We start from the raw sequence: 19,361 nt of genomic DNA, 5'->3' as shown, positions 1-19,361 counted from the left end.
CAGTACGCCAGATCACCCGGCCCGCGCACGCATACCGCTTAGTCATGCTTCTGCTAGCGACGCATGATTCTCACGACAAGAAGCCTCTACGACCGAAGTACGGAACGCCCGCTCTGGCGCGATTGACTGCGCATGCATGCCGTCAATACCATCGATTCAATTCGATCGTCACTGAATTCGAACTGTCGAGCAAAGGCTCTTTTGCGACCACGCGCATGAGTCATCGACGATGCGGATTACGTGACGCGCACAACGAGGAGGCACAACGATGGATTTGCGTTATACAGCGGCGGAGCAGGCATTCCGCGACGAAGTCCGCGCATTTGTCGACGCCAGCTTGCCGCACGACATCTGCGAGAAAGTGCTGGGACACCGGCGTGTCGAGAAGGACGACTATGTGCGCTGGCACCGGATCCTGCACGCGCACGGCTGGGGTGCCCCGACGTGGCCAAAGGACTTTGGCGGCACGGGCTGGAACGCGCTTCAGCGGCTGATCTTCGAGATCGAGGCACTGAAGGCCGGGGCACCGCGGCTCTTGCCGTTCGGCCTGACGATGATCGGCCCGGTGCTGATGAAGTTCGCGACGCAGGAGATGCAGGCGCGCTTCCTGCCACGCATTCCCTCGATGGAGGATTTCTGGTGCCAGGGCTATTCGGAGCCCGGCTCCGGCAGCGATCTCGCATCGCTCAAGACACGCGCCGTCCGTCGCGGCGACAAGTACATCGTCAACGGTCAGAAGACGTGGACCACGATGGCGCACTTCGCCGACTGGATCTTCTGCCTCGTGCGTACCGATCCGGAGGCCAAGCCGCAGGAAGGCATCTCGTTGTTGCTGATCGACATGAAGACGCCCGGCGTGACAGTGCGCCCGATTGTGACGCTCGACGGCGGCCATGACGTCAACGAGACGTGGCTGGAGGATGTCGAGGTGCCCGTCGAGAATCTCGTCGGCGAGGAGAACCGTGGCTGGACTTACGCGAAGTATCTGCTGGGCCACGAGCGTACCGGCATCGCGGGCATCGGGCACTGTCATCGCGAGTTGCGTCAATTGAAGCACTACGCCGCGCTTGCAGCGGACGGCAAGGGCGGCCGCCTGCTCGATGACGTGCGCATGCGCGACAAGATCGCGCGGATCGAAATGGACGTGATGGCGCTCGAGATGCTGTTGCTGCGCGTCGCGACGCAGGGCAATGGCAAAGGGCCCGGGCCGGAAGCATCGATCGTGAAGATCCGTGGGTCCGAGGTCCAGCAGGATATCGCGATGCTTCAGCAGGAAGTCGCCGGGCCGCATGGCTGGCCTTACTCGCCGCAATGGCTCGAAGACGGTGCGATGCAGCCGGTCAGCGGTCCGGACTGGGCGTCGCCCGCGGCATCGACTTACTTCGATATGCGCAAGGTGTCGATCTACGGCGGTGCGACCGAAGTTCAGAAGAACATCATCGCGAAGATGATCCCCGGTTTCTAAGGAGCGGCCATGGACTTCACATATAGCGAAGAGCAGCAAATGATCGCCGACAGTCTGCGCCGTTTCGTGGATAGCGAATACACGTTCGCCAAGCGACGAAAGCGCTCGCGGGAAGGCGGCGCATTCGAGCGCGCGGTCTGGTGCTCGCTGGCCGAGTTGGGCATCCTCGGCTTGACGATCGACGCGGACTACGGCGGCTTTGGCGAGGGTCCGGCAAGCCGCCTCGTGGTACAGCGCGAATTGGGCCGCGGGCTGCTCGTGGAGCCCGTTGTGCCGTGTGCGGTGGTTGCGGCCGCGGTGCTGGGGAAGTACGGCAGTCCGGTGCAAAAGCAGGCCTGGCTCGCGGGTATCGCGGGCGGCGAAAAGATCCTGTCCGTCGCCTGGCTCGAACACGATTCGCGTTACCGGATCGAGGCTGTATCGACGGTCGCTGAGCGCAGCGGTGAAGGCTATGTGCTGAATGGTCAGAAGTCGCTGGTGTGGCACGCCGAGGCTGCGGACGCGTTGCTCGTGACGGCGCGCATCAGCGGATCGAAACACATCGGTCTTTTCATCGTGCCGTGCGATGCGGCCAACGTCGAGCTGACCGGATATCCGACGATGGACGGCCTGCGCGCGGCCGACGTGAATCTCGACAATGCGATCGTCGGCAAGGATTCGCTGGTTGGCGAGGCGGCCGACGGCTTGCTCGCCCTCCAGCATGGACTCGACCACGGCATTGCCGCGCTCTGTGCCGAGGCGGCCGGCGCGATGGAGCGGCTGATCGAGATCACCGCCGAGCATCTGCAAACGCGTCGCCAGTTTGGCCAGCCGCTGGGCAAATTCCAGGCGCTTCAGCATCGGATGGCGGACATGCTCGTCCAGAAGGAACTGGCGCTGTCGATGGCATACGTCGCCGCTCAGGCGCTCGACGAGCCCGACGCGCGGCAGCGCACGCGGATGCTGTCAGCGGCGAAAGTCATAGTCGCGAAGGCAGGCCGGTATGTGGGCCAGCAGGCGGTGCAATTACACGGCGGAATGGGAATGACAGACGAATTGGAGGTCGGCGACTACTTCAAGCGGCTCACGATGTTCGACCCGCTCTTCGGCGACAGCGACTACCACATGGCGCGCTACTGCGACGCGATGGAATCGTGAACGGCAACGCAGCGCAAGTCGCAGCCAGCGACACGCGTTTGCTGCGTGTCCACAATCTGCGGCTGCCGTTCCGGATGCAGATGATCGCGCGAAGAGGACGGCATCTGCTTGCCTCCACGCGTCGCCGTGGCGTGCTTGCGCAAGGCGAGGCGGTCTTTGTCGAGCGCTACCGTACCGTGCATTACGAGGGCACGACCCTGATCGATCCGCGTGTCGGGTATGAGCTTCATCTGCTGATCCACGATGACGAACCTGGCTCCAGGACGCGTTCGAGCCTCGCCGCACGCCTTGCGCTCGCGGTGTTTCGCGAGCCTGCCTGCGACTGGTCGATTGCGCTGGCGGCCGAGCGGATGCAGATCAGTGCGCGGACGCTGAAGGCACAGCTATTCCGCGAAAACAACGCGTTGACGGCGATCGTGCGCGAGCAGCGTCTGATGCGTGCGCTGCTCGCGTTGCTCGCCGATCCGCAACCGCGCAATGACCTGGCGTCGCTTGCGATGGAGGTCGGATTTGCCTCGGACTTGCGCATGGACGACGCGTTCGATGCGCATTTCGGTTGCACTGCGTCGCGAGTCGCGCGGCTTGCGTGGTGCCGGGCGTTGACCTGGTCGGTGGTATCGACCTGACGTCATGTTGCGTGCCGCACACGGAGGTGGACCTTGAACGCATCGCGCGACGTGTCGCTTGGCCGCCCGCCTCGCTGTATCGCAGGGCGCACCGGACTTCGAACGCACCGAATTCCGCCTTTCTCGAATACGAATTGCGTCGCTGGCGAAGTATCGCGCTGGACGAGTCATGAATAAATTAGCGGAACTACGAGTAGGAGTCTATGCGATGTGAATCACTCTATTCACGACCCGGGTTAGCGGAACACGAAGCCCGGATTCGCGAGATGCAAATTGTCGTGCGCGCGAGCATGCATCAAGCTCATATCAACCGAACGCGAAAGAACATGGAGCAACGCTGATGGAACAACAGATGATGAAAGGAAAGGTCGTGGTCGTGACAGGATCGGGCGGCGGCATCGGACGCGACATCGCGTTGCTGATGGCGCGCCAGGGCGCGAAGGTCGTGATCAATGACGTGGGCGCTTCACTGACAGGCGAGGGGCACAGTACCGGCCCGGCGCATCAGGTCGTGAAGGAGATCGAGGCGTTCGGCGGGGAAGCGGCCGCGAATACCGACAGCGTCGCCGACCCCTTGGGCGCCGCGCGCATCGTCGAGCAGGCAGTCGACACCTTCGGCCGTATCGATTGCGTGGTGAACAACGCGGGCATCCTGCGTGACCGCTTCTTTCACAAGATGTCGGCGGAAGAATGGGACGCGGTGCTGAAGGTGCATCTGTACGGCAGCTATCACGTGTCGCGTGCCGCAGCCGATCACTTCAAGGAACAGGGCGGCGGCGCGTTCGTTCACATGACCTCGACGTCCGGTCTGATCGGCAATCTGGCGCAGGCGAACTACAGCGCGGCGAAGCTCGGCATCGCCGGGCTGTCGAAATCGATTGCGCTCGACTTGCAGAAATACGGCGTGCGTTCGAACTGCATCGCGCCGTTTGCGTGGAGCCGCATGATCAACTCGATCAAGGTCGATTCGCCTGAGCAGGAAGCGCGCGTCGAGAAGATCAAGCAGATGACGCCCGCGAAGATCGCGCCGCTCGCCGTCTATCTCGCGAGCGATGCGGCGCGCGACGTCAACGGCCAAATATTCGCGGTGCGCAACAACGAGATCTTCGTGATGAGCCAGCCGCGTCCGGTGCGCTCGGTGCATCGGAGCGGTGGATGGACGCCGGAGCTGATCGCCGAGCACGCAATGCCGGCGCTGCGCTCCAGCTTCCATTCGCTCGACGTATCGGCCGACGTCTTCAGCTGGGACCCGGTGTGAACGCGCGGCGCCGAACCCTGCACGTTGACGCAGACGCTCGTCGTGCAACGCAAGACGGCCGGCGGGCGCATCACGGCGATTACGCGCGCGGTCTGGACTGCGCTTCTGACACGCATACGTTCATCAAGAGGAATACACCATGAGACGAGCAGCGATCGTTGCACCCGTGCGGACCCCGGTCGGCACGTTTGGCGGCGGCCTGCGTTCGGTGCCGGTGGAGGCGCTGGCGGCAACGGTCATCCGCGCGACGCTCGAACGCACCGGGATCGATCCGGCCCGCATCGAAGACGTCGTGTTCGCGCAGTCATACGCCAGCAGCGAGACGCCGTGCATCGGCCGCTGGGCGGCGCTCGAAGCCGGTCTTCCGGTCGAGGTGCCCGGCATGCAGCTCGATCGCCGTTGTGGCGGCGGCCTGCAAGCCGTCGTGACAGCCGCGATGATGGTCCAGAGCGGCGCCGCCGATGTCGTCATCGCGGGCGGCGTCGAGAGCATGAGCAACATCGAGTACTACACGACGGACATGCGCTGGGGCTCGCGAGCCGGGTCCGTCAGGCTGCACGACCGGCTCGAACGCGGCCGCGAGCGCTCGCAGCCGGAGGCGCGATTCGGCTACATCTCGGGGATGATCGAGACCGCCGAAAATCTCGTGCGGGAGTACGGCATCACCCGCGAAGCCGCCGACGAATACGCGGTGCGCAGCCACCAGCGCGCGGCGGACGCATGGGCGTCCGGCCGCTTCGACGAAGAGGTCGTGCCTGTCAGCGTGCCGCAGCGCAAGGGCGAACCGCTGCTCTTCACGCGTGACGAAGGCGTGCGCGCGGATGCAAGCGTCGAGTCGCTTGGAAAGCTGCGCGCGCTGACAAAGGACGGCACCGTGACCGCGGGCAACGCCAGCCAGCAGAACGATGCGGCGGCGGCCTGCCTGATCGTCGCCGAGGACAAGCTCGCGGAGCTGAAGCTCACGCCGCTCGCCTATCTCACGGGCTGGGCGGCAGCCGGATGCGAGCCCGCGAAGATGGGCATCGGCCCGGTGCCCGCCGTCCGGAAGCTGCTGAAGAAGACCGGTCTCACGATCGACCAGATCGATCTCGTCGAACTGAACGAGGCGTTCGCGTGCCAGGTGCTCGCGGTCCTGAAGGGCTGGGGCTGGGACGACCGCTCGCGGCTCAACGTGAACGGATCGGCGATTTCGCTCGGCCACCCGATCGGCGCGACAGGCGTGCGGATGCTCGCGACCCTGCTCCACGAACTCCAGCGCCGCAAGGGGCGCTACGGGCTGGAGACGATGTGCATCGGCGGCGGGCAAGGCATCGCGGCGATTTTCGAGCGCGCGTGATGGATGCGACTGACCCTGCGCTCGAATGCGCTCTCGCGAGCCTCGCGGATTCCCGCCCACTGACTGGAGCGAAATCGATGAATGAAGAAGCAAGCCTGCTGGTGGACCTGACCGACGGCATCGCCACGCTGACGCTGAACCGTCCGCAGCAAAAGAACGCATTGAACGACCCGATGCGCCATGCGTTGCGCGACACAGTCCACGCGATTCGCGCGGACCGCTCCGTGCGCGCGGTCATCCTGCGCGGCAGCGGTGAGGACTTTTGTTCCGGCGGCGACATCCGCGCGATGAACGTGGCCGACGCCCAGGCAGGACGCGAGCGCATCGACGACCTGCATGGCTGGATCGGCCTGCTGCTCGATCTCGACCGGCCGGTCATCGCGGCGGTGGACGGCGTCACCTATGGCGCCGGATTCAGTCTCGCCTTGCTGGCTGACTTCGTGATCGCGACACCGCGCGCGCGCTTTTGCATGCCGTTCATGAAGGTCGGCCTCGTTCCGGACTGCGGTGCGTTCTACACCCTGCCACGCGTGATCGGGATGGCGCGCACCCGGGACCTCGTCTTCAGTGCGCGGGAAATCGACGCTCACGAAGCGCGGCAGATGGGCGCTGTGTTCGAGATCGTTGCAAAGGAGGCGTTGCACGACCGCGCCCGGCAACTGGCGACAAGCCTTGCGAACGCATCGCCCGTTGCGTTCGGCCTTGCCAAGCGCGCGATCAATCAGTCGTTGAGCAGCGACCTGCGCGGGATGCTCGAGATGGAGGCGCTTGCGCAAGGCATCGCGTTCACGACCGGATACCACAAGGAAGCCGTGCGGCGCTTCAAGGAGAAGGACGCGCCGCTCTTCAAATGGCCCGCTTCAGGCCCAAGCCTGGGAAACCTGCAATGACGATCGACTACCACAACCTGAAGAACTGGCCGTTCGAGGATATCGAGCAGCATTACTGTGCCCGCGACGTGATCCTCTATAGCCTCGGTGCAGGCTATGGGTCGAATCCGCTCGATCCCGACGAGCTTGCGTTCGTCTACGAGAAGGAACTGCGCGTCACGCCGACCTTCGCTGTCGCGCTCGGTTTCCCGGGCTTCTGGGTCAAGGACCCGCGTAGCGGGATCGACTGGGTCCGCATGCTGCACGGCGAGCAGACGTTGCGCGTTCACAAGCCGCTGCCACGCGAAGCGACCGTGATCGGCCGCTCGCGGGTCGCGCGCATTGTCGACAAGGGTCCGGGAAAGGGCGCGCTCGTGCTGATAGAACGCACCGTGACCGACAAGGCAACCGGCGAACTGCTGGCGACCATCGAGCAGTTGAATTTCTGTCGCGGCGATGGCGGATACAGCGCGGGCGGAGACCCGAGCGACGAAGCGCCAAGCTCGCCGCCGCCGGTGCCCGAGCACGGGCCCGACGCGGTTTGCGATTTGCCGACGCGTCCGGAAATCGCGCATATCTACCGCCTGTCGGGCGACGACAACCCGTTGCACGTCGATCCCGACGTCGCCCGCAATGCCGGCTTCGAGCGTCCGATCCTGCATGGTCTCGCGACCTGGGGCGTGGCGGCGCACGCGGTGCTGAAGACGACGTGCAGCAGCGACCCGACGCGCCTCGCGCTGTTCCGTGCGCGCTTCACGGCGCCGGTTTATCCGGGCGAGACGATCCGTACCGAAGTCTGGCATGAGAATAACGTGGTGCATTTCCGTTCACGCGTGATCGAGCGCGATGTCGTCGTGCTCAACAATGGTTACGCGGAACTGCGCTAAAACGCGCGTCTGCTCACTCCTTCACGGAAATCATGTCATGTCCCGTCAACCGAAACCGCTGGTGCGTTCCGACATCGCAAAGTGATGGCGCGCGCCATCGGGCTGGTCGGGCATCTGCTGGAAGAAGGCGAACGGCCGATGGCGTTTTTAGAACTGTGGCAGCGCGTCGAGGACGAGGCGTCCGCGTACTTGCGTGCAGAGGCGTGAGCGGGGCGCATGTAAAGGTCGCGCAATGGCGCGTGTCAGTGAAACAACGCAAGCAAAGTGAGGAGATTGAACTTGAAAATCCTGGTCGCGGTGAAACGCGTGGTCGATGCGAACGTCAAGGTCGGCGTGAAATCCGACCAGTCCGGCGTCGATATCGCCAACGTGAAAATGTCGATCAATCCGTTCGACGAGATTGCGGTGGAAGAGGCCGTGCGCCTGAAGGAAAGAGGCGTGGCGACGGAGGTGATCGCGGTGTCGGTGGGGGTCGCGCAGGCGCAGGAAACGTTGCGCACGGCGCTCGCTATCGGCGCGGATCGCGCGATCCTCGTCGAATCGAACGAGCCGGTCGAACCGCTCGCGGTGGCGAAGATTTTGAAGACGCTGGTCGACAGGGAGCAGCCGCAACTGGTGATCCTCGGCAAGCAAGCCATCGACGACGATTCCAACCAGACCGGGCAAATGCTCGCGGCACTGGCGGGTCTGCCGCAGGCGACGTTCGCTTCCAGTGTGACGATCGCCGGCGGCCGGGCCACCGTTTCGCGCGAAGTCGATGGCGGGGCAGAAGCGCTGTCGCTGAAGCTGCCTGCCGTGGTGACCACCGATCTGCGCCTGAACGAGCCGCGCTATGTGACGCTGCCCAACATCATGAAGGCAAAGAAGAAGCCGCTGGTCACGATGAAACCCGAAGACCTCGGCGTCGATGTGACGCCGCGTCTGAAGACGCTGAAGGTCAGTGAGCCACCCAGGCGCACCGCTGGCGTGAAGGTCCCCGATGTGGGTTCGCTCGTCGCGAAGCTCAGGAATGAAGCCAAGGTGCTGTAAAGGGAGAAAAAGAAATGACGATTCTGGTTATTGCTGAACAGGACGCCGCGTCGATCAAACCGGCCACGTTGAATACGATAGCGGCCGCCGCTGTCATCGCCAGCTTCTCGAACCGGGACATTCATGTACTGGTCGCGGGACACCACGCACGGGGCGCAGCGGATGCGGCCGCGAAGATCGCAGGCGTCACAAAGGTGCTGCTCGCGGACGCGCCGCAACTGGCCGATGGCCTCGCGGAAAACGTCGAGGCAACGGTGCTGACGCTTTTGAGCGACCCGTCGAACGACTACTCGCACATCCTCGCGCCCGCGACGGCATACGGCAAGAACATCGCGCCGCGCATCGCGGCGAAGCTGGATGTCGCGCAGATCAGCGACATCACCGCCGTCGTTGCCGAGGATACGTTCGAGCGTCCCATCTATGCGGGCAACGCGATTGCCGTCGTGCAGTCGTCGGATGCGATCAAGGTCATCACCGTCCGCACGACGGGCTTCGACCCGGTCGCGGCCGCAGGCGGCAATGCGCCGGTCGAGACGATCGACGCAGCCGCCGACGCCGGCATTTCGCAGTTCGTAAGCCGCCAAGTGACGAAACTCGATCGTCCGGAACTGACGAGCGCGGACATCATCGTCTCGGGCGGCCGTGGTCTCGGCAGTGGCGAGAACTATACGAAGGTGCTGGAGCCTCTGGCGGACACGCTTGGTGCCGCGATGGGCGCTTCGCGCGCGGCCGTCGATGCGGGCTACGTGCCCAACGACTATCAGGTCGGGCAGACGGGCAAGATCGTCGCGCCGCAGTTGTATATCGCGGTGGGCATTTCCGGGGCGATCCAGCATCTGGCGGGCATGAAGGACTCGAAGGTGATCGTCGCGATCAACAAGGACCCGGAAGCACCGATATTCAGTGTCGCCGATTACGGTCTGGTCGGCGATCTGTTCAGCGTGGTGCCGGAGCTGGACGCGGCGCTTTGAGCGGACTTCGGGAGTGAACTCGTCGATGAGAAGCAGGCGGTTCGAAATTCGGAAATTGCAGTTCGCAGGGAGCGACGTAGCATGAAGCCATGCTGGCCGACTCTGCGGCGCGTGCCAGTCCTTCGCGGGTGACGCATTGATTAGCAACGGCTGGTTCCTCACAACACGATTCGCGAAGGCGACCACCACACCGGTGCGACGACCCGCATGGAGACAGACAAAGTGGAAGAGATCAACGAGAACGCCAAGATCGTCTGGCGCCCGGATGCCGAGCTCGTGCAATCGAGCAATCTCGCCGGATTCATGCGGCGCGTCGGTATCGAATCCGCGGACCCGCAGGGCTATCGACAACTGATCGCGCTTGCCGACTCGGACCCGGCGGGCTTCTGGAACCAGATCATCGAGCATATGGACATTCGCTTCGATCGCCCTTATTCGCGCGTGTTCGACGACACGGAAGGCATCGAGTGGACGAAGTGGTGCGTCGGCGCGACGGGCAACGCGGTGTTGAACTGTCTCGACCGCCACGAAGACGAAGCTCATGCTGCAAAGGATGCGGTGGTGTGGGAGGGGGAGGACGGGAGGAAGCGTCGCTGGAGCTACGCCGAACTCGGCGCACAGACGAGCCGCCTTGCAGAGGGGTTGCGTGCGCTGGGCTTCGGCCCCGGTGACGTCATCGGCGTATGCATGCCGATGGTGCCGGAAGCGGCCGCGGCATTGCTGGCGATCTCGAAGATCGGCGGCATCGTGTTGCCGCTTTTCTCGGGCTTCGGTCCCGCCGCGATCGCTTCTCGGCTGAACGACGGCCGCGCCGTGGGCGTGTTGACGGCCGATGGCACCTGGCGTCGCGGCAAGCGGATCGACATGAAGACGACCGTCGACCTCGCGGTGAAGGACGTGCCGGCGCTGCGGCACGTCGTCGTGTTGAAGAACGTCGACGGCCCGCTGCCGTGGGAGGCCGGACGCGACCAGTGGTGGCATGAGATCTGCGAAGGCCGCACCGATCACGCGCCGACCACCATGGTCGATGCCGACGCGCCGATGATGGTGATGTACACCTCGGGCACCACGGGCAAGCCGAAGGGCACGGTGCACACGCATTGCGGCTTCATCGTCAAGCTTGCACTCGACATGGGCCTGTGCGCAGACTATAAGGCGAGCGACCGGATGATGTGGATGAGCGACATGGGCTGGCTGGTCGGCCCCATCCTCATTTACTCGACCACCTTGCTCGGCGCCACCATGGTGATGGCCGAAGGCGCCCACGATTATCCCGATGCCGGCCGCTTCTGGCGCCTCATCGAGGAAAACAGGGTGAGCGTGCTCGGCATCGCGCCGACCATCGTTCGCAGCTTCATCCAGGCCGGCGGCGCGGGTATCGACCAATACGATCTTTCGTCGTTGCGGATCACGCTCTCGACCGGCGAAGCGTGGAACGAGGACGCATGGCGGTGGATGTTCGAGAAGGTCTGCGCGCGCCGCGCACCGATCATCAACTATTGCGGCGGTACTGAAGTCGGCGGGGCCATCGTGACCGGCACGGTGCTGCATCCGATGAAGCCCTGCGCATTCTCGGGCCCCGTGCCGTGCATCGGAGCCGATGTCGTCGACGAGACGGGGCGGTCCGTCGAACCGGGCGGAACGGGTGAACTGGTGTTGCGCCGATCGTCGATCGGGTTGACGCGCGGCCTGTGGCACGACCCAGAGCGTTATATCGAGAGCTACTGGAGCAAAGTGCCCGGCGTGTGGTGGCACGGCGACCGCGCATATGTCGACAAGGACGGCTACTGGTTCATCCTCGGTCGCTCCGACGATACGCTCAAGATCGCCGGCAAGCGAACCGGCCCGTCCGAGGTCGAAGCGCTCGTCAGTGCGACGGGCATGGCTGCGGAAGTCGCGGCGATCGGTGTGCCGGACGTCGTCAAGGGTGAATCGCTCGTGCTCGTGGTATCGCTGATGGCCGGTGTCGAGGCAACGCCGGCCATGCAAAAGAGGCTGTCCGATGCGGTCGTCGCGGGGCTTGGCGTGGCGTTCCGGCCCGCCGCGGTGTTGTTCGTGCCGGACCTTCCGAAGACCCGCAACATGAAGATCATGCGCCGCGTCGTGCGGGCGGTCTACGTGGGGCAGCCTCCGGGCGATCTCTCGTCGCTTGCCAATCCCGAAGCGATCGATGCACTCGCCGCTTCGGTACGGGTCGCGCAAGGTAGTTGAAGAAGGAAGCGCGTTCTCGCCCGGCAGCGCGCGAAAACGCGGTGGAGCATGGCTGGCGCCGGGCTCGTCGACATGCGCTACGCCATGTCCCGCAGACCTGCCTCATGCGCTTCCAGCATCGTTGGGATGAACTGCTGCAGGAACTCGACAAAGGTCTTCGTCTTGGCGTCGAGATAACGGCGCGAGGTATAGAGCGCGTATGCCGTGAGTGGCTGAAGACGGTAGGCCGGCAGAACCCGGGCCAGAGAGCCATCGCGCACCGCTGAAACCGCCGTCGACATCGGCAATGCCCCAATGCCGATTCCTTCCTTCAGGGCCACCGCCAGCGCGTCGGCCGAATTGGTCCGAAAACCCGCTTCCGAAAGATTCACGGATTCAACACCATGTGGCCCTTCGAGCAGCCAGCGGTCGTTGGCGTAGACGGCCGATACGAACTGGAAGCATGCATGTCGCGACAAGGCCTGAGCGCTTTGTGGCGCGCCATGTTCGCTCAGATACGCGGGCGCTGCGCACAACACGCTGTGCAACGTACCCAGCCGGTGCGCGACGAGGCTGGAATCGGGCAGGTCAGTGGTTGTCAGTTGCACGCTGACATCGTATCCCTCGTCGATGATGTCGGGCACATGCTGCGACAGAGTGAGGTCCACCGACACCGCTGGATAGCGTTGCTTGTAGCGAACGATGGCGGGCGTGACATAGGTCCGGCCGAAGCTGGCCGTCGCGTGGATGCGGAGCTGGCCGGTCGGACTGACCTGGGCGTCGGCGGCCTCGGCTTCGGCCTGATCGACGAACGCGAGAATCTGTTCACAACGCTGCAGATAGCGAATTCCCGCTTCGGTGAGGACGAGCCTGCGCGTGCTTCGATTGATCAGGCGAGCGCGCAGATACGTTTCGAGGGCGGTGATCGCGCGTGACACGGCGGGTGTCGTGAGGTCCATGCGACGCGCTGCGATGGTGAAGCTGCCTTCTTCCGCTACGCGAGCGAAGATCCGCATGTTCGTGAGTGTGTCCACGGTTCGGTTACTCCGCGGTGTGGTGCGCTTCGCGCATGATTGAAATGGCTCGATGCAGACCTTCGCGAGGGGTTGTCGATATCTTGCTGAGAGGATCGCGTCTGACGGCCAGGCGTGGAGTGCCCCAATTATACTCAAACCTGTACGTTAGCGTACAGGTTTGAGATCAGGCCTTCGCGAAGCAAAGCGGGACGTGTACTTCTTGGAAAGAGAAGCGCCGCTTCGTGACTCACTCATTGAGTCGTGGTTGGGTCGGCTCTACGATCTTCCTAAGCCGCGTGTTTGGCAAAACCCACAAACATACAGGAGACAGATCGTGCGATATGCCGATTTCGAAGACAAGGTAGCACTGGTAACGGGCGCATCCGGCGGGCTGGGATTGCGAATCGCCGAGAAGCTTGCCGCGAGCGGTGCGATCGTCGTCATCAACAGCAGAACCCAGGAATCCGCGGAAAAAGCCGTCGCCGGCCTGCGCTCGATTTCCGACCGCGTCAGCTACGCCCTCGGCGATTGCGCTGACTACGCGGCGGCGACCCGCCTGGCCGAGACGGCCGCAAGCATCAACGGCGGCATCGATATCGTCGTGAGTTCTGGCGCGCAGGGATCGGTCAGCCCGATGCCCTTCGCCGACATGACCGGTGCGCAACTGGTGGAAGCGTTCGAATCACGCTTTTTCGCGCGCATCTTTCCGGTCCACGCGGCGGTGCCACACCTGAAGACTCGCGGCGGCGCGGTCGTGATGGTCGGCACCGATGCCGGCCGGCATCCGACGCCGGGCGAGTCGATCGTCGGTGCGGTCGGTGCAAGCGTCATCCTGATGACCAAGGCGCTTGCGAAGGAATTCTCGCGATGGAAGATTCGCGTGAATAGCGTCTCGTTGACGCTGACCTCCGATACGCCCTCGTGGGAACGCATCTTCGCGCAGGAAAACTTCCAGCATCGTCTTTTTAGCAAGCTGGTCGAGCGTTTCCCTTCCGGACGACCGCCTACCGCGGAAGAAGTGGCACGGGTCGCCGTGTTCCTCTCGTCGGAGGAATCGGCCCAGGTCACGGGGCAGACGATCAGCGTGAACGGCGGCCTGTCATTCGGCGGCTGGTGAGCGGCGGTGGCATGTGATCAATTCAATGCGCAAGCGGGTTCGTCGGTATGCGTTCGCCGTCTGCGCCTGAATGCGGCGGTGGTGCGTTGCCTTCTGCCGTCAACGCCGACGCATGCGACGTGAGCTGATCGATCAGCGCTTTGGCGGCGGCCGTCAACGAACGGCCGCGCAGCGTCCCGATGCAATGACTGAGCTTCGCCCAGTCGCCGTCGAGTGGCACCGCCGCGAGTTGCGCCTGATCTTCCACGGACAGCATGCATCCTGGCTGCACGGTAACGCCGAGGCCCGCTCTGACGAGGCTGCGCGCGGATTCAACCGTGTTCACGCTTAACTTCACGTGAAGTTCCCGGCCAATGCCGATCGCCGCACGACGGATGCCGGTGATCACCGTCGTGTGATGTGCCACGAAGTCGAGATCGAGCAGTTCTTCGAGTGTCAAACTGCTCCGGCTGCTCAACGGATGATTCGGCGGCAGCACGGCGACCAGCCTGTCGGACCGATACTCGACCATGTCGATGGTGTCGCATGGCAACTCGTTGTTCGCAACGAACACTGACAGATCGACGTCGCCGGCAGCGACCGCCTTCACCGCATTCGCATTGCTGTCTTCCCGCACCTCGATGTTCACCAGCGGGAAGCGCCGCGTGAAATCGCCGATCTCGTTACCCAGGAATCCCGTGATCATCAGGCGCGGCGCGCAGATGGCGACATGGCCGCGAATGCCTTCCGTGAACTCTCCGATTTCGCGACGCATGTCGTCGAGATTGGCGAGCATCATCCGGATGTGACGCGCGAATACCTCGCCCGCCGCACTCGGCACGACGCCTTTCGGGCTGCGGTCCAACAGTTTGAGCCCTGCGAGATCTTCGAGGTCCTGGATGCGCTTGGTGGCGGCTGAGGCTGCGATGTGCTCGCGCACCGCGGCCCGGCCGATCTGGCCTTCCTCGATCGCGGTGAGAAAGAGCTTCAAGGTGAAGAGATCGACTTTCCTCACCAGGGAGTGAATGCTGAGCCCGTTCATTGCGCCTCCTGAGTCACTTTTTATTATTGTTTTCCTTGGCTCAAAAAGCTATCACGTTGCCGGGTTGATGGTCAACGGCGGGTATACGTGCTGGAGTTCCCTTGGTCAGCAAGAGGGGCGGATCGCGTCGATTGAAGATGTCCTGTCTTCAGGGATGCTCACGGACCTCGATGTCATGCAGGCATCGTTGAATCGAGGTTCCGGCTCGGGTCACGTGTATCGGGCCCGTCTCGCAAGCCAGCCGTTCGAGTGGTTCGCGAAAGTCGGGATGGGCAATCGCGGCAAGGGCTACCGCGCGTTCGCTCAGACTCTTTCCGCGCAGTTCGGCGATGCCCCACTCGGTGACGACGATGTCGACGTCGCTGCGCGGAGTGGTGACGACCGAGCCCGGCAGACAGGGGACGATGCGGCTGACCGCGCCGTTGCGCGCCGTAGCTGGCAGCAGCATGATCGAGCGGCCGCCAGGCGAACCGTTGGCGCCTCGCACGAAGTCGACCTGTCCGCCGACTGCGCCCACGTATTTGCCATTCACGGTTTCGGCGTTCACCTGGCCGGTCAAATCGATTTCGATCGCGCCGTTGATCGCGATGAAATGCGGGATCGCGCGCAACACGCCGATGTCGTGCGTTTCGCCTGGAGCAGCGAGAAAGACGCTGCTGTTGCCATGCGCGAAGTCATACAGGCGCCGGCTTCCCATCAACATTCCCGCGACGCTGATGCCGCGAAAGTTTGGCTTGCGAGCGTTATTGATCACGCCGCGTTCCATCAGGTCCGCGACGCCGTCACCCAACACGCCCGAATGGATGCCGATGTCGCGGTGGCCGTGCAACGCTTGCAACACCAGATCGGGCAACGTGCCGATTCCAAGCTCGAGCGTCGCGCCGTCGGGGATCAGCGATGCGACCGATTGGGCAATGACGCGGTCTTGCTCACTGGCATCGTCGAGTTCCTTGCGTGGCAGGCTCATGGGATCGCGCGACGTGCGCACGACGACATGCGGACGAATGTCGGCTGGCAATTCGGCGCCGTACACCCGCGGCATGCGATCGCTGATTTCGGCGATCACGACTCGCGCACGACGCGCCGCATCGACGACGTAATCGTTGACCAGCCCCAGGTTGAAGCGGCCGTGCTCGTCAGGCTCGCTCAGCGTCAGCAGGACGACGTCAGCCGGAAAGATGCCGCGCTCGAAAAGACGCGGCAGATCGGAGTAATGCGCGGGGACGATGTCGAGCACCCGCGCGGCCTGAAGCGGTGCGTTGCCGGCCGTGCCGCAATAACTCCTGAACGCGATGGAATCGCCATGCGCGGTATTGAAGGTGTCGCTGTACGTCGGCCCGATGAAGAGACTGATCGGACCGATCGCCTTGCGTTGCGAGACCAGTGCCCGCGTCAGCGTGACGGGCTCGGCGAGTCCCTGGCTACAGACGACGGCATCGCCCGCGCGAATCAAGGCCGACAGGTCCAGCGCATCGACGCTGCTGCAAACAATCATGGGGGGTCTCTCCGGTTGGCTAGAGCGCTTCGCTCCTGCACCGGGGAGCGGATCGTGTACTCAGAATCCTAGGCCGGGTCACGTAGGTCTTCAATTTGTGTGTCGAGAAGCGCCGCTTCGCGAGTTGGAAATTGATTGGCGAAAGTGGATAGCGCTCGCGGGCGATGGAAGCCCATTAAGTCGCCCACATAGAGTCAATGTCGACGGAGGGATTGGGCGGCGCGGCGCATCCCGCTATTGTCCTTTCCACGCAGCCGAGAAACCAGCCGGCTGCTGTCACCCACATCAGGTTATGGAGACACGAAAATGGCGACCCCCAGCCTGGCGCCGCTGACGTTTCAGCGCGCACCCAACCTGCCTCGCAACTGCACCTTCGACCCCACCGTCTAAATGCGCGGGTCGAAATCGAACTCGAGCCGGATGCCGCCGGGTTCGTACACCATCGTGTGCCGCTTCGGTCCTTCACCCAGGTTCTCCGGTGCGAACTCGGCCACCACGCCGGGCCATCCTGAGACGCGTGTAAAGATATCGTTGAGCGCTTCTTCGCTGCCAACCCGTAACGCGAGGTGATGCAGACCGACATTGGTCTTGCGGTCGAACTCAACACGCCCGTCGGGATTTGTCACCTGCCAGAGCGTCAGCATGACGTGGCCATCCGACACAAAGGCCGCAGGGTAGTTAGGACGCTCTCCGACCAGGGTCCAGCCAAGGCACTGGATGAAAAAATCGCGCGTGACGTTGAGGTCGCGAACCGTCAGCCCAAGATGGTCGATTCCGCGCGTCAGAGGTTTGTCGTCCATGGTCATCTTCTCCGTTCATAACCCAGCGAGGCGCCGTGACGATTGACATGGCGTTAGCCTTGATCGTAGTTGACGAACCGGTCGCCGGCAAGCGGCGGCTTCCGGTTCCGCGCCGATGTCTTGCGCCGCGCCGTTGACGCCATGGGGGAAAGAATGTTTTTCCCGCCAGTCGATTGACCGCACACGCTCCCAGCGTGAACACTCTCGATAACTGGCCAACGCGTAGGCTGTTGGCCTTGTCATGGAATTCAAAGCTCAAAGTTCGCCTGTGATGAACTGTGCGGCGCCGTTGCCGAAGCTCCAGTCGACATCCGCGTTGATGGTTATCGAAACCATGACATCGTTCGGTTTGATGCCACAGCTTGCTTCGAGTTCGCGACACAGTTCGCTATAGAAAAGCTGCTTCGCTTGCTTCGAACGCTCGCGGGAAACAACGGACACGACGACGACATTGTTGGTGCGCGTGATGCCGAGACCTGTGTCCTCGATCACCATCCGCGAGGCTTTATGCTCATTGACGACCTGATAGCGATCGCGCTCGGGCACGTTGAAAGCTGTCAGCACGGCACGATGCGCTGCATCGAGCATCGTTTGAATTTGTTCATCGGTGCGGCCTTCGACGAGATCAAACTTGAGCATGGGCATTGACTTCTCCAGTTGGCAGGGTCAGGGAAAGCGGACGGCGCCTTCTACGCATAAACCGATGGACTGAGTGTAGATGCGCAGACAGCATGCTGGAAGCGCTGAACGTGAAATCACTGTTCAGCACTCGGAACGATATGGAAATGGACAAGCACGGGCGATATGAGGTGTAGTCGCACCTTCACTGCTTGACGAGCGCTATGGCAATATCGCGGCGAAGTGTGCGGCGTGACAAGCGGCTTCGGCGCATCGGGCATAAGATTGGAAATGGCACCGGTCCATTTGCATGTGACCGGTCTCCTTATGCCCTCGCATCAATGGCAGGCGGACATGAACACTGACGATGCACGTTTGGCTCGCCCCGGGTTGGCTGCACTTTGCGTGGCTTCGCTCGCCGCGCTCGTCGGGTGCGGCGGAAACGCCTGTATCGGTCTGGATGGCTGTAGCGGCGCTAACGTGGCGCCAAGCGTCGTGCTGTCCGGCACCGCCGCCACGGGCAAGGCGCTCGCCAGCGCGATGGTCAGCTTCACTTGCGCGCAGGGATCGGGGTCCGCCCTGTCCGACGGCGGTGGGCACTACAACATCACGTTCAACGCCACGCTTCCGTGCATTCTCGCCGTGACCTCCGGCGGCATGACCCTGCATTCGCTCGGATTTGCCGGTGGCACCTTCAATACGACGCCCGAGACCGAGCTGATGCTCGTCTACCTCGCTGCACAACTCGGCACGACCGAGAGCGGCTTGATTGCGGGTTTTCCTGGCAACTCGCGGTTCCAGCAGGTGTTGGCAAACCAGACCGATGTGCTGGCTGCGCAATCGGCAGTCGTCGCGAATCTGCAGTCGCGCTATTCGGTCACACTGACGGCGCCAGCGTTTTTGACGACACCGTTTGTCGTCGGGCAAGCAGGCGTCGACAGCGATCTCGGCGCGCTGGCGACAGCCGGCGCGATCGACGCTAATGGCATGCCCGATCCGGCCGCCGTCTCGCTGATATCGGCGGCGGGCGCTGCTCATCCCCTCACAACCACGTCCGCGCCTTCATCCGGCACGGGCGGCACAACCGGTGCCACTGGCGGCATGATGTGAACGGAGCACCGCTCCGCCATGCGTTGTGAGTCAAGTCGGTTTGGCCACTCCCGCATTCCCTCATCGACCGCAGTGCCCGCCATCCGCGCTTTAACTCCTCGGTCGGTTCAGCCCATGCAGTCTCCCGCTCATTCGCTGATGCTTTGCGCACGGTCAATCATTCGTGTGGAGAAATCATCTACGGGTTATTCCCGATCAAATAAATAATTAACCGACCGGTCGGTCTGGATATAATCGCTTCACTCGCTCCCCAACCAAGGAACAGTGATGTACACCCAATCCCTCGATATCCCCGGCAACGTCCAGTCTCTCGGCACATCGCCCGATGCCAACGCCTCCCCCGAGCAGCAACGCTTCGACGCCGTGATGCAGGCCGACGGCAAGATCGAGCCGCAGGACTGGATGCCCGATGCCTA

At 63.2% G+C, this 19,361-nt stretch carries 17 protein-coding genes and 2 pseudogenes; 14 read left to right on the top strand and 5 right to left on the bottom strand.

The features are described from left to right. Nucleotides 1-268: 268 nt before the first annotated feature. The 11 genes and pseudogenes from AWB68_RS19900 (at nucleotide 269) to AWB68_RS19855 (ending at nucleotide 11,789) form a co-directional block, all read left to right on the top strand. On the top strand, nucleotides 269-1,465 hold the full coding sequence (locus AWB68_RS19900; RefSeq protein ID WP_087646064.1) for an acyl-CoA dehydrogenase family protein: 1,197 nt from the start codon (nucleotides 269-271) through the stop codon (nucleotides 1,463-1,465). Nucleotides 1,466-1,474: 9 nt separating this feature from the next. Then, nucleotides 1,475-2,602, top strand: a complete 1,128-nt coding sequence (locus AWB68_RS19895) for an acyl-CoA dehydrogenase family protein (protein ID WP_087646063.1) — start codon at nucleotides 1,475-1,477, stop codon at nucleotides 2,600-2,602. Continuing rightward, the gene (locus AWB68_RS19890) at nucleotides 2,599-3,228 is read left to right on the top strand and encodes a helix-turn-helix domain-containing protein (protein ID WP_087646062.1); all 630 of its coding nucleotides are present in this window, start codon (nucleotides 2,599-2,601) and stop codon (nucleotides 3,226-3,228) included. Before AWB68_RS19895 ends, AWB68_RS19890 begins: the two co-directional genes overlap by 4 nt. Before the next feature lie 352 nt (nucleotides 3,229-3,580). After that, nucleotides 3,581-4,486: an SDR family NAD(P)-dependent oxidoreductase gene (locus tag AWB68_RS19885; RefSeq protein WP_087646094.1), complete on the top strand. Its 906-nt coding sequence runs from the start codon at nucleotides 3,581-3,583 to the stop codon at nucleotides 4,484-4,486. Between the two features lie 139 nt (nucleotides 4,487-4,625). Then, the gene (locus tag AWB68_RS19880; RefSeq protein ID WP_087646061.1) at nucleotides 4,626-5,822 is read left to right on the top strand and encodes an acetyl-CoA C-acetyltransferase; all 1,197 of its coding nucleotides are present in this window, start codon (nucleotides 4,626-4,628) and stop codon (nucleotides 5,820-5,822) included. A 77-nt stretch (nucleotides 5,823-5,899) separates the two neighbouring features. Continuing rightward, nucleotides 5,900-6,712 (top strand): enoyl-CoA hydratase/isomerase family protein, encoded by an 813-nt coding sequence (locus AWB68_RS19875; protein WP_087646093.1) that lies wholly within the window; start codon nucleotides 5,900-5,902, stop codon nucleotides 6,710-6,712. After that, nucleotides 6,709-7,578, top strand: coding sequence for a MaoC/PaaZ C-terminal domain-containing protein (locus AWB68_RS19870; RefSeq protein ID WP_087646060.1), 870 nt, complete (start codon nucleotides 6,709-6,711; stop codon nucleotides 7,576-7,578). The genes AWB68_RS19875 and AWB68_RS19870 overlap by 4 nt, the downstream gene beginning before the upstream one ends. Nucleotides 7,579-7,659: 81 nt before the next feature. Beyond that, nucleotides 7,660-7,785 (top strand): annotated as a pseudogene (locus AWB68_RS46635) (citryl-CoA lyase); the annotation flags it as partial. A 72-nt stretch (nucleotides 7,786-7,857) separates the two neighbouring features. Further along, a complete protein-coding gene (locus AWB68_RS19865) occupies nucleotides 7,858-8,607 on the top strand; it encodes an electron transfer flavoprotein subunit beta/FixA family protein (protein WP_087646059.1) in 750 nt (249 codons plus the stop codon). Nucleotides 8,608-8,621: 14 nt separating this feature from the next. Continuing rightward, the gene (locus AWB68_RS19860) at nucleotides 8,622-9,578 is read left to right on the top strand and encodes an electron transfer flavoprotein subunit alpha/FixB family protein (RefSeq protein ID WP_087646058.1); all 957 of its coding nucleotides are present in this window, start codon (nucleotides 8,622-8,624) and stop codon (nucleotides 9,576-9,578) included. A gap of 207 nt (nucleotides 9,579-9,785) precedes the next feature. After that, entirely contained in the window at nucleotides 9,786-11,789 is a 2,004-nt protein-coding gene (locus AWB68_RS19855) for an AMP-binding protein (RefSeq protein WP_087646057.1), read from the top strand. 77 nt (nucleotides 11,790-11,866) lie between these two features. Here the strand turns inward: AWB68_RS19855 and AWB68_RS19850 are convergent, their stop codons facing one another. Beyond that, nucleotides 11,867-12,802 carry a LysR family transcriptional regulator gene (locus AWB68_RS19850; protein ID WP_087646056.1) on the bottom strand — a complete coding sequence of 312 codons (936 nt, stop codon included), beginning with the start codon at nucleotides 12,800-12,802 and terminating at the stop codon, nucleotides 11,867-11,869. A gap of 316 nt (nucleotides 12,803-13,118) precedes the next feature. On the opposite strand from AWB68_RS19850, the gene AWB68_RS19845 reads away from it, so the two are divergent. Then, the gene (locus tag AWB68_RS19845) at nucleotides 13,119-13,901 is read left to right on the top strand and encodes an SDR family NAD(P)-dependent oxidoreductase (protein ID WP_200828742.1); all 783 of its coding nucleotides are present in this window, start codon (nucleotides 13,119-13,121) and stop codon (nucleotides 13,899-13,901) included. A 22-nt stretch (nucleotides 13,902-13,923) separates the two neighbouring features. Here the strand turns inward: AWB68_RS19845 and AWB68_RS19840 are convergent, their stop codons facing one another. From AWB68_RS19840 to AWB68_RS19825, 4 genes are all read right to left on the bottom strand, one after another. Next, nucleotides 13,924-14,922, bottom strand: a complete 999-nt coding sequence (locus tag AWB68_RS19840; protein WP_087646055.1) for a LysR family transcriptional regulator — start codon at nucleotides 14,920-14,922, stop codon at nucleotides 13,924-13,926. 148 nt (nucleotides 14,923-15,070) lie between these two features. Continuing rightward, nucleotides 15,071-16,417: an acetyl-CoA hydrolase/transferase family protein gene (locus AWB68_RS19835; protein WP_087646054.1), complete on the bottom strand. Its 1,347-nt coding sequence runs from the start codon at nucleotides 16,415-16,417 to the stop codon at nucleotides 15,071-15,073. Between the two features lie 386 nt (nucleotides 16,418-16,803). After that, entirely contained in the window at nucleotides 16,804-17,217 is a 414-nt protein-coding gene (locus AWB68_RS19830; RefSeq protein ID WP_087646053.1) for a VOC family protein, read from the bottom strand. Nucleotides 17,218-17,472: 255 nt separating this feature from the next. After that, entirely contained in the window at nucleotides 17,473-17,862 is a 390-nt protein-coding gene (locus AWB68_RS19825; RefSeq protein WP_087646052.1) for a tautomerase family protein, read from the bottom strand. A 327-nt stretch (nucleotides 17,863-18,189) separates the two neighbouring features. Here AWB68_RS19825 and AWB68_RS19820 point away from each other — a divergent pair, with 327 nt between their 5' ends. Both AWB68_RS19820 and AWB68_RS46630 read left to right on the top strand, forming a co-directional pair. Then, nucleotides 18,190-18,945 (top strand): hypothetical protein, encoded by a 756-nt coding sequence (locus AWB68_RS19820; protein WP_087646091.1) that lies wholly within the window; start codon nucleotides 18,190-18,192, stop codon nucleotides 18,943-18,945. Between the two features lie 267 nt (nucleotides 18,946-19,212). Next, nucleotides 19,213-19,361 (top strand): annotated as a pseudogene (locus AWB68_RS46630) (1,2-phenylacetyl-CoA epoxidase subunit PaaA); the annotation flags it as partial.

The sequence above is a fragment of the Caballeronia choica genome (assembly GCF_001544535.1).
Classification (GTDB): Bacteria; Pseudomonadota; Gammaproteobacteria; order Burkholderiales; family Burkholderiaceae; genus Caballeronia; species Caballeronia choica.
This window is presented reverse-complemented; position numbering and strand designations above follow the sequence as displayed.

Bases quoted from the DNA above. Each gene is read 5' to 3' on its own strand.
- AWB68_RS19835 (WP_087646054.1), bottom strand. From the start codon at position 16,417: ATGATTGTTTGCAGCAGCGTCGATGCGCTGGACCTGTCGGCCTTGATT.
- AWB68_RS19840 (WP_087646055.1), bottom strand. From the start codon at position 14,922: ATGAACGGGCTCAGCATTCACTCCCTGGTGAGGAAAGTCGATCTCTTC.
- AWB68_RS19875 (WP_087646093.1), top strand. From the start codon at position 5,900: ATGAATGAAGAAGCAAGCCTGCTGGTGGACCTGACCGACGGCATCGCC.
- AWB68_RS19855 (WP_087646057.1), top strand. From the start codon at position 9,786: ATGGAGACAGACAAAGTGGAAGAGATCAACGAGAACGCCAAGATCGTC.
- AWB68_RS19860 (WP_087646058.1), top strand. From the start codon at position 8,622: ATGACGATTCTGGTTATTGCTGAACAGGACGCCGCGTCGATCAAACCG.
- AWB68_RS19820 (WP_087646091.1), top strand. From the start codon at position 18,190: ATGAACACTGACGATGCACGTTTGGCTCGCCCCGGGTTGGCTGCACTT.
- AWB68_RS19825 (WP_087646052.1), bottom strand. From the start codon at position 17,862: ATGCCCATGCTCAAGTTTGATCTCGTCGAAGGCCGCACCGATGAACAA.
- AWB68_RS19885 (WP_087646094.1), top strand. From the start codon at position 3,581: ATGATGAAAGGAAAGGTCGTGGTCGTGACAGGATCGGGCGGCGGCATC.
- AWB68_RS19880 (WP_087646061.1), top strand. From the start codon at position 4,626: ATGAGACGAGCAGCGATCGTTGCACCCGTGCGGACCCCGGTCGGCACG.
- AWB68_RS19830 (WP_087646053.1), bottom strand. From the start codon at position 17,217: ATGGACGACAAACCTCTGACGCGCGGAATCGACCATCTTGGGCTGACG.
- AWB68_RS19900 (WP_087646064.1), top strand. From the start codon at position 269: ATGGATTTGCGTTATACAGCGGCGGAGCAGGCATTCCGCGACGAAGTC.
- AWB68_RS19895 (WP_087646063.1), top strand. From the start codon at position 1,475: ATGGACTTCACATATAGCGAAGAGCAGCAAATGATCGCCGACAGTCTG.
- AWB68_RS19870 (WP_087646060.1), top strand. From the start codon at position 6,709: ATGACGATCGACTACCACAACCTGAAGAACTGGCCGTTCGAGGATATC.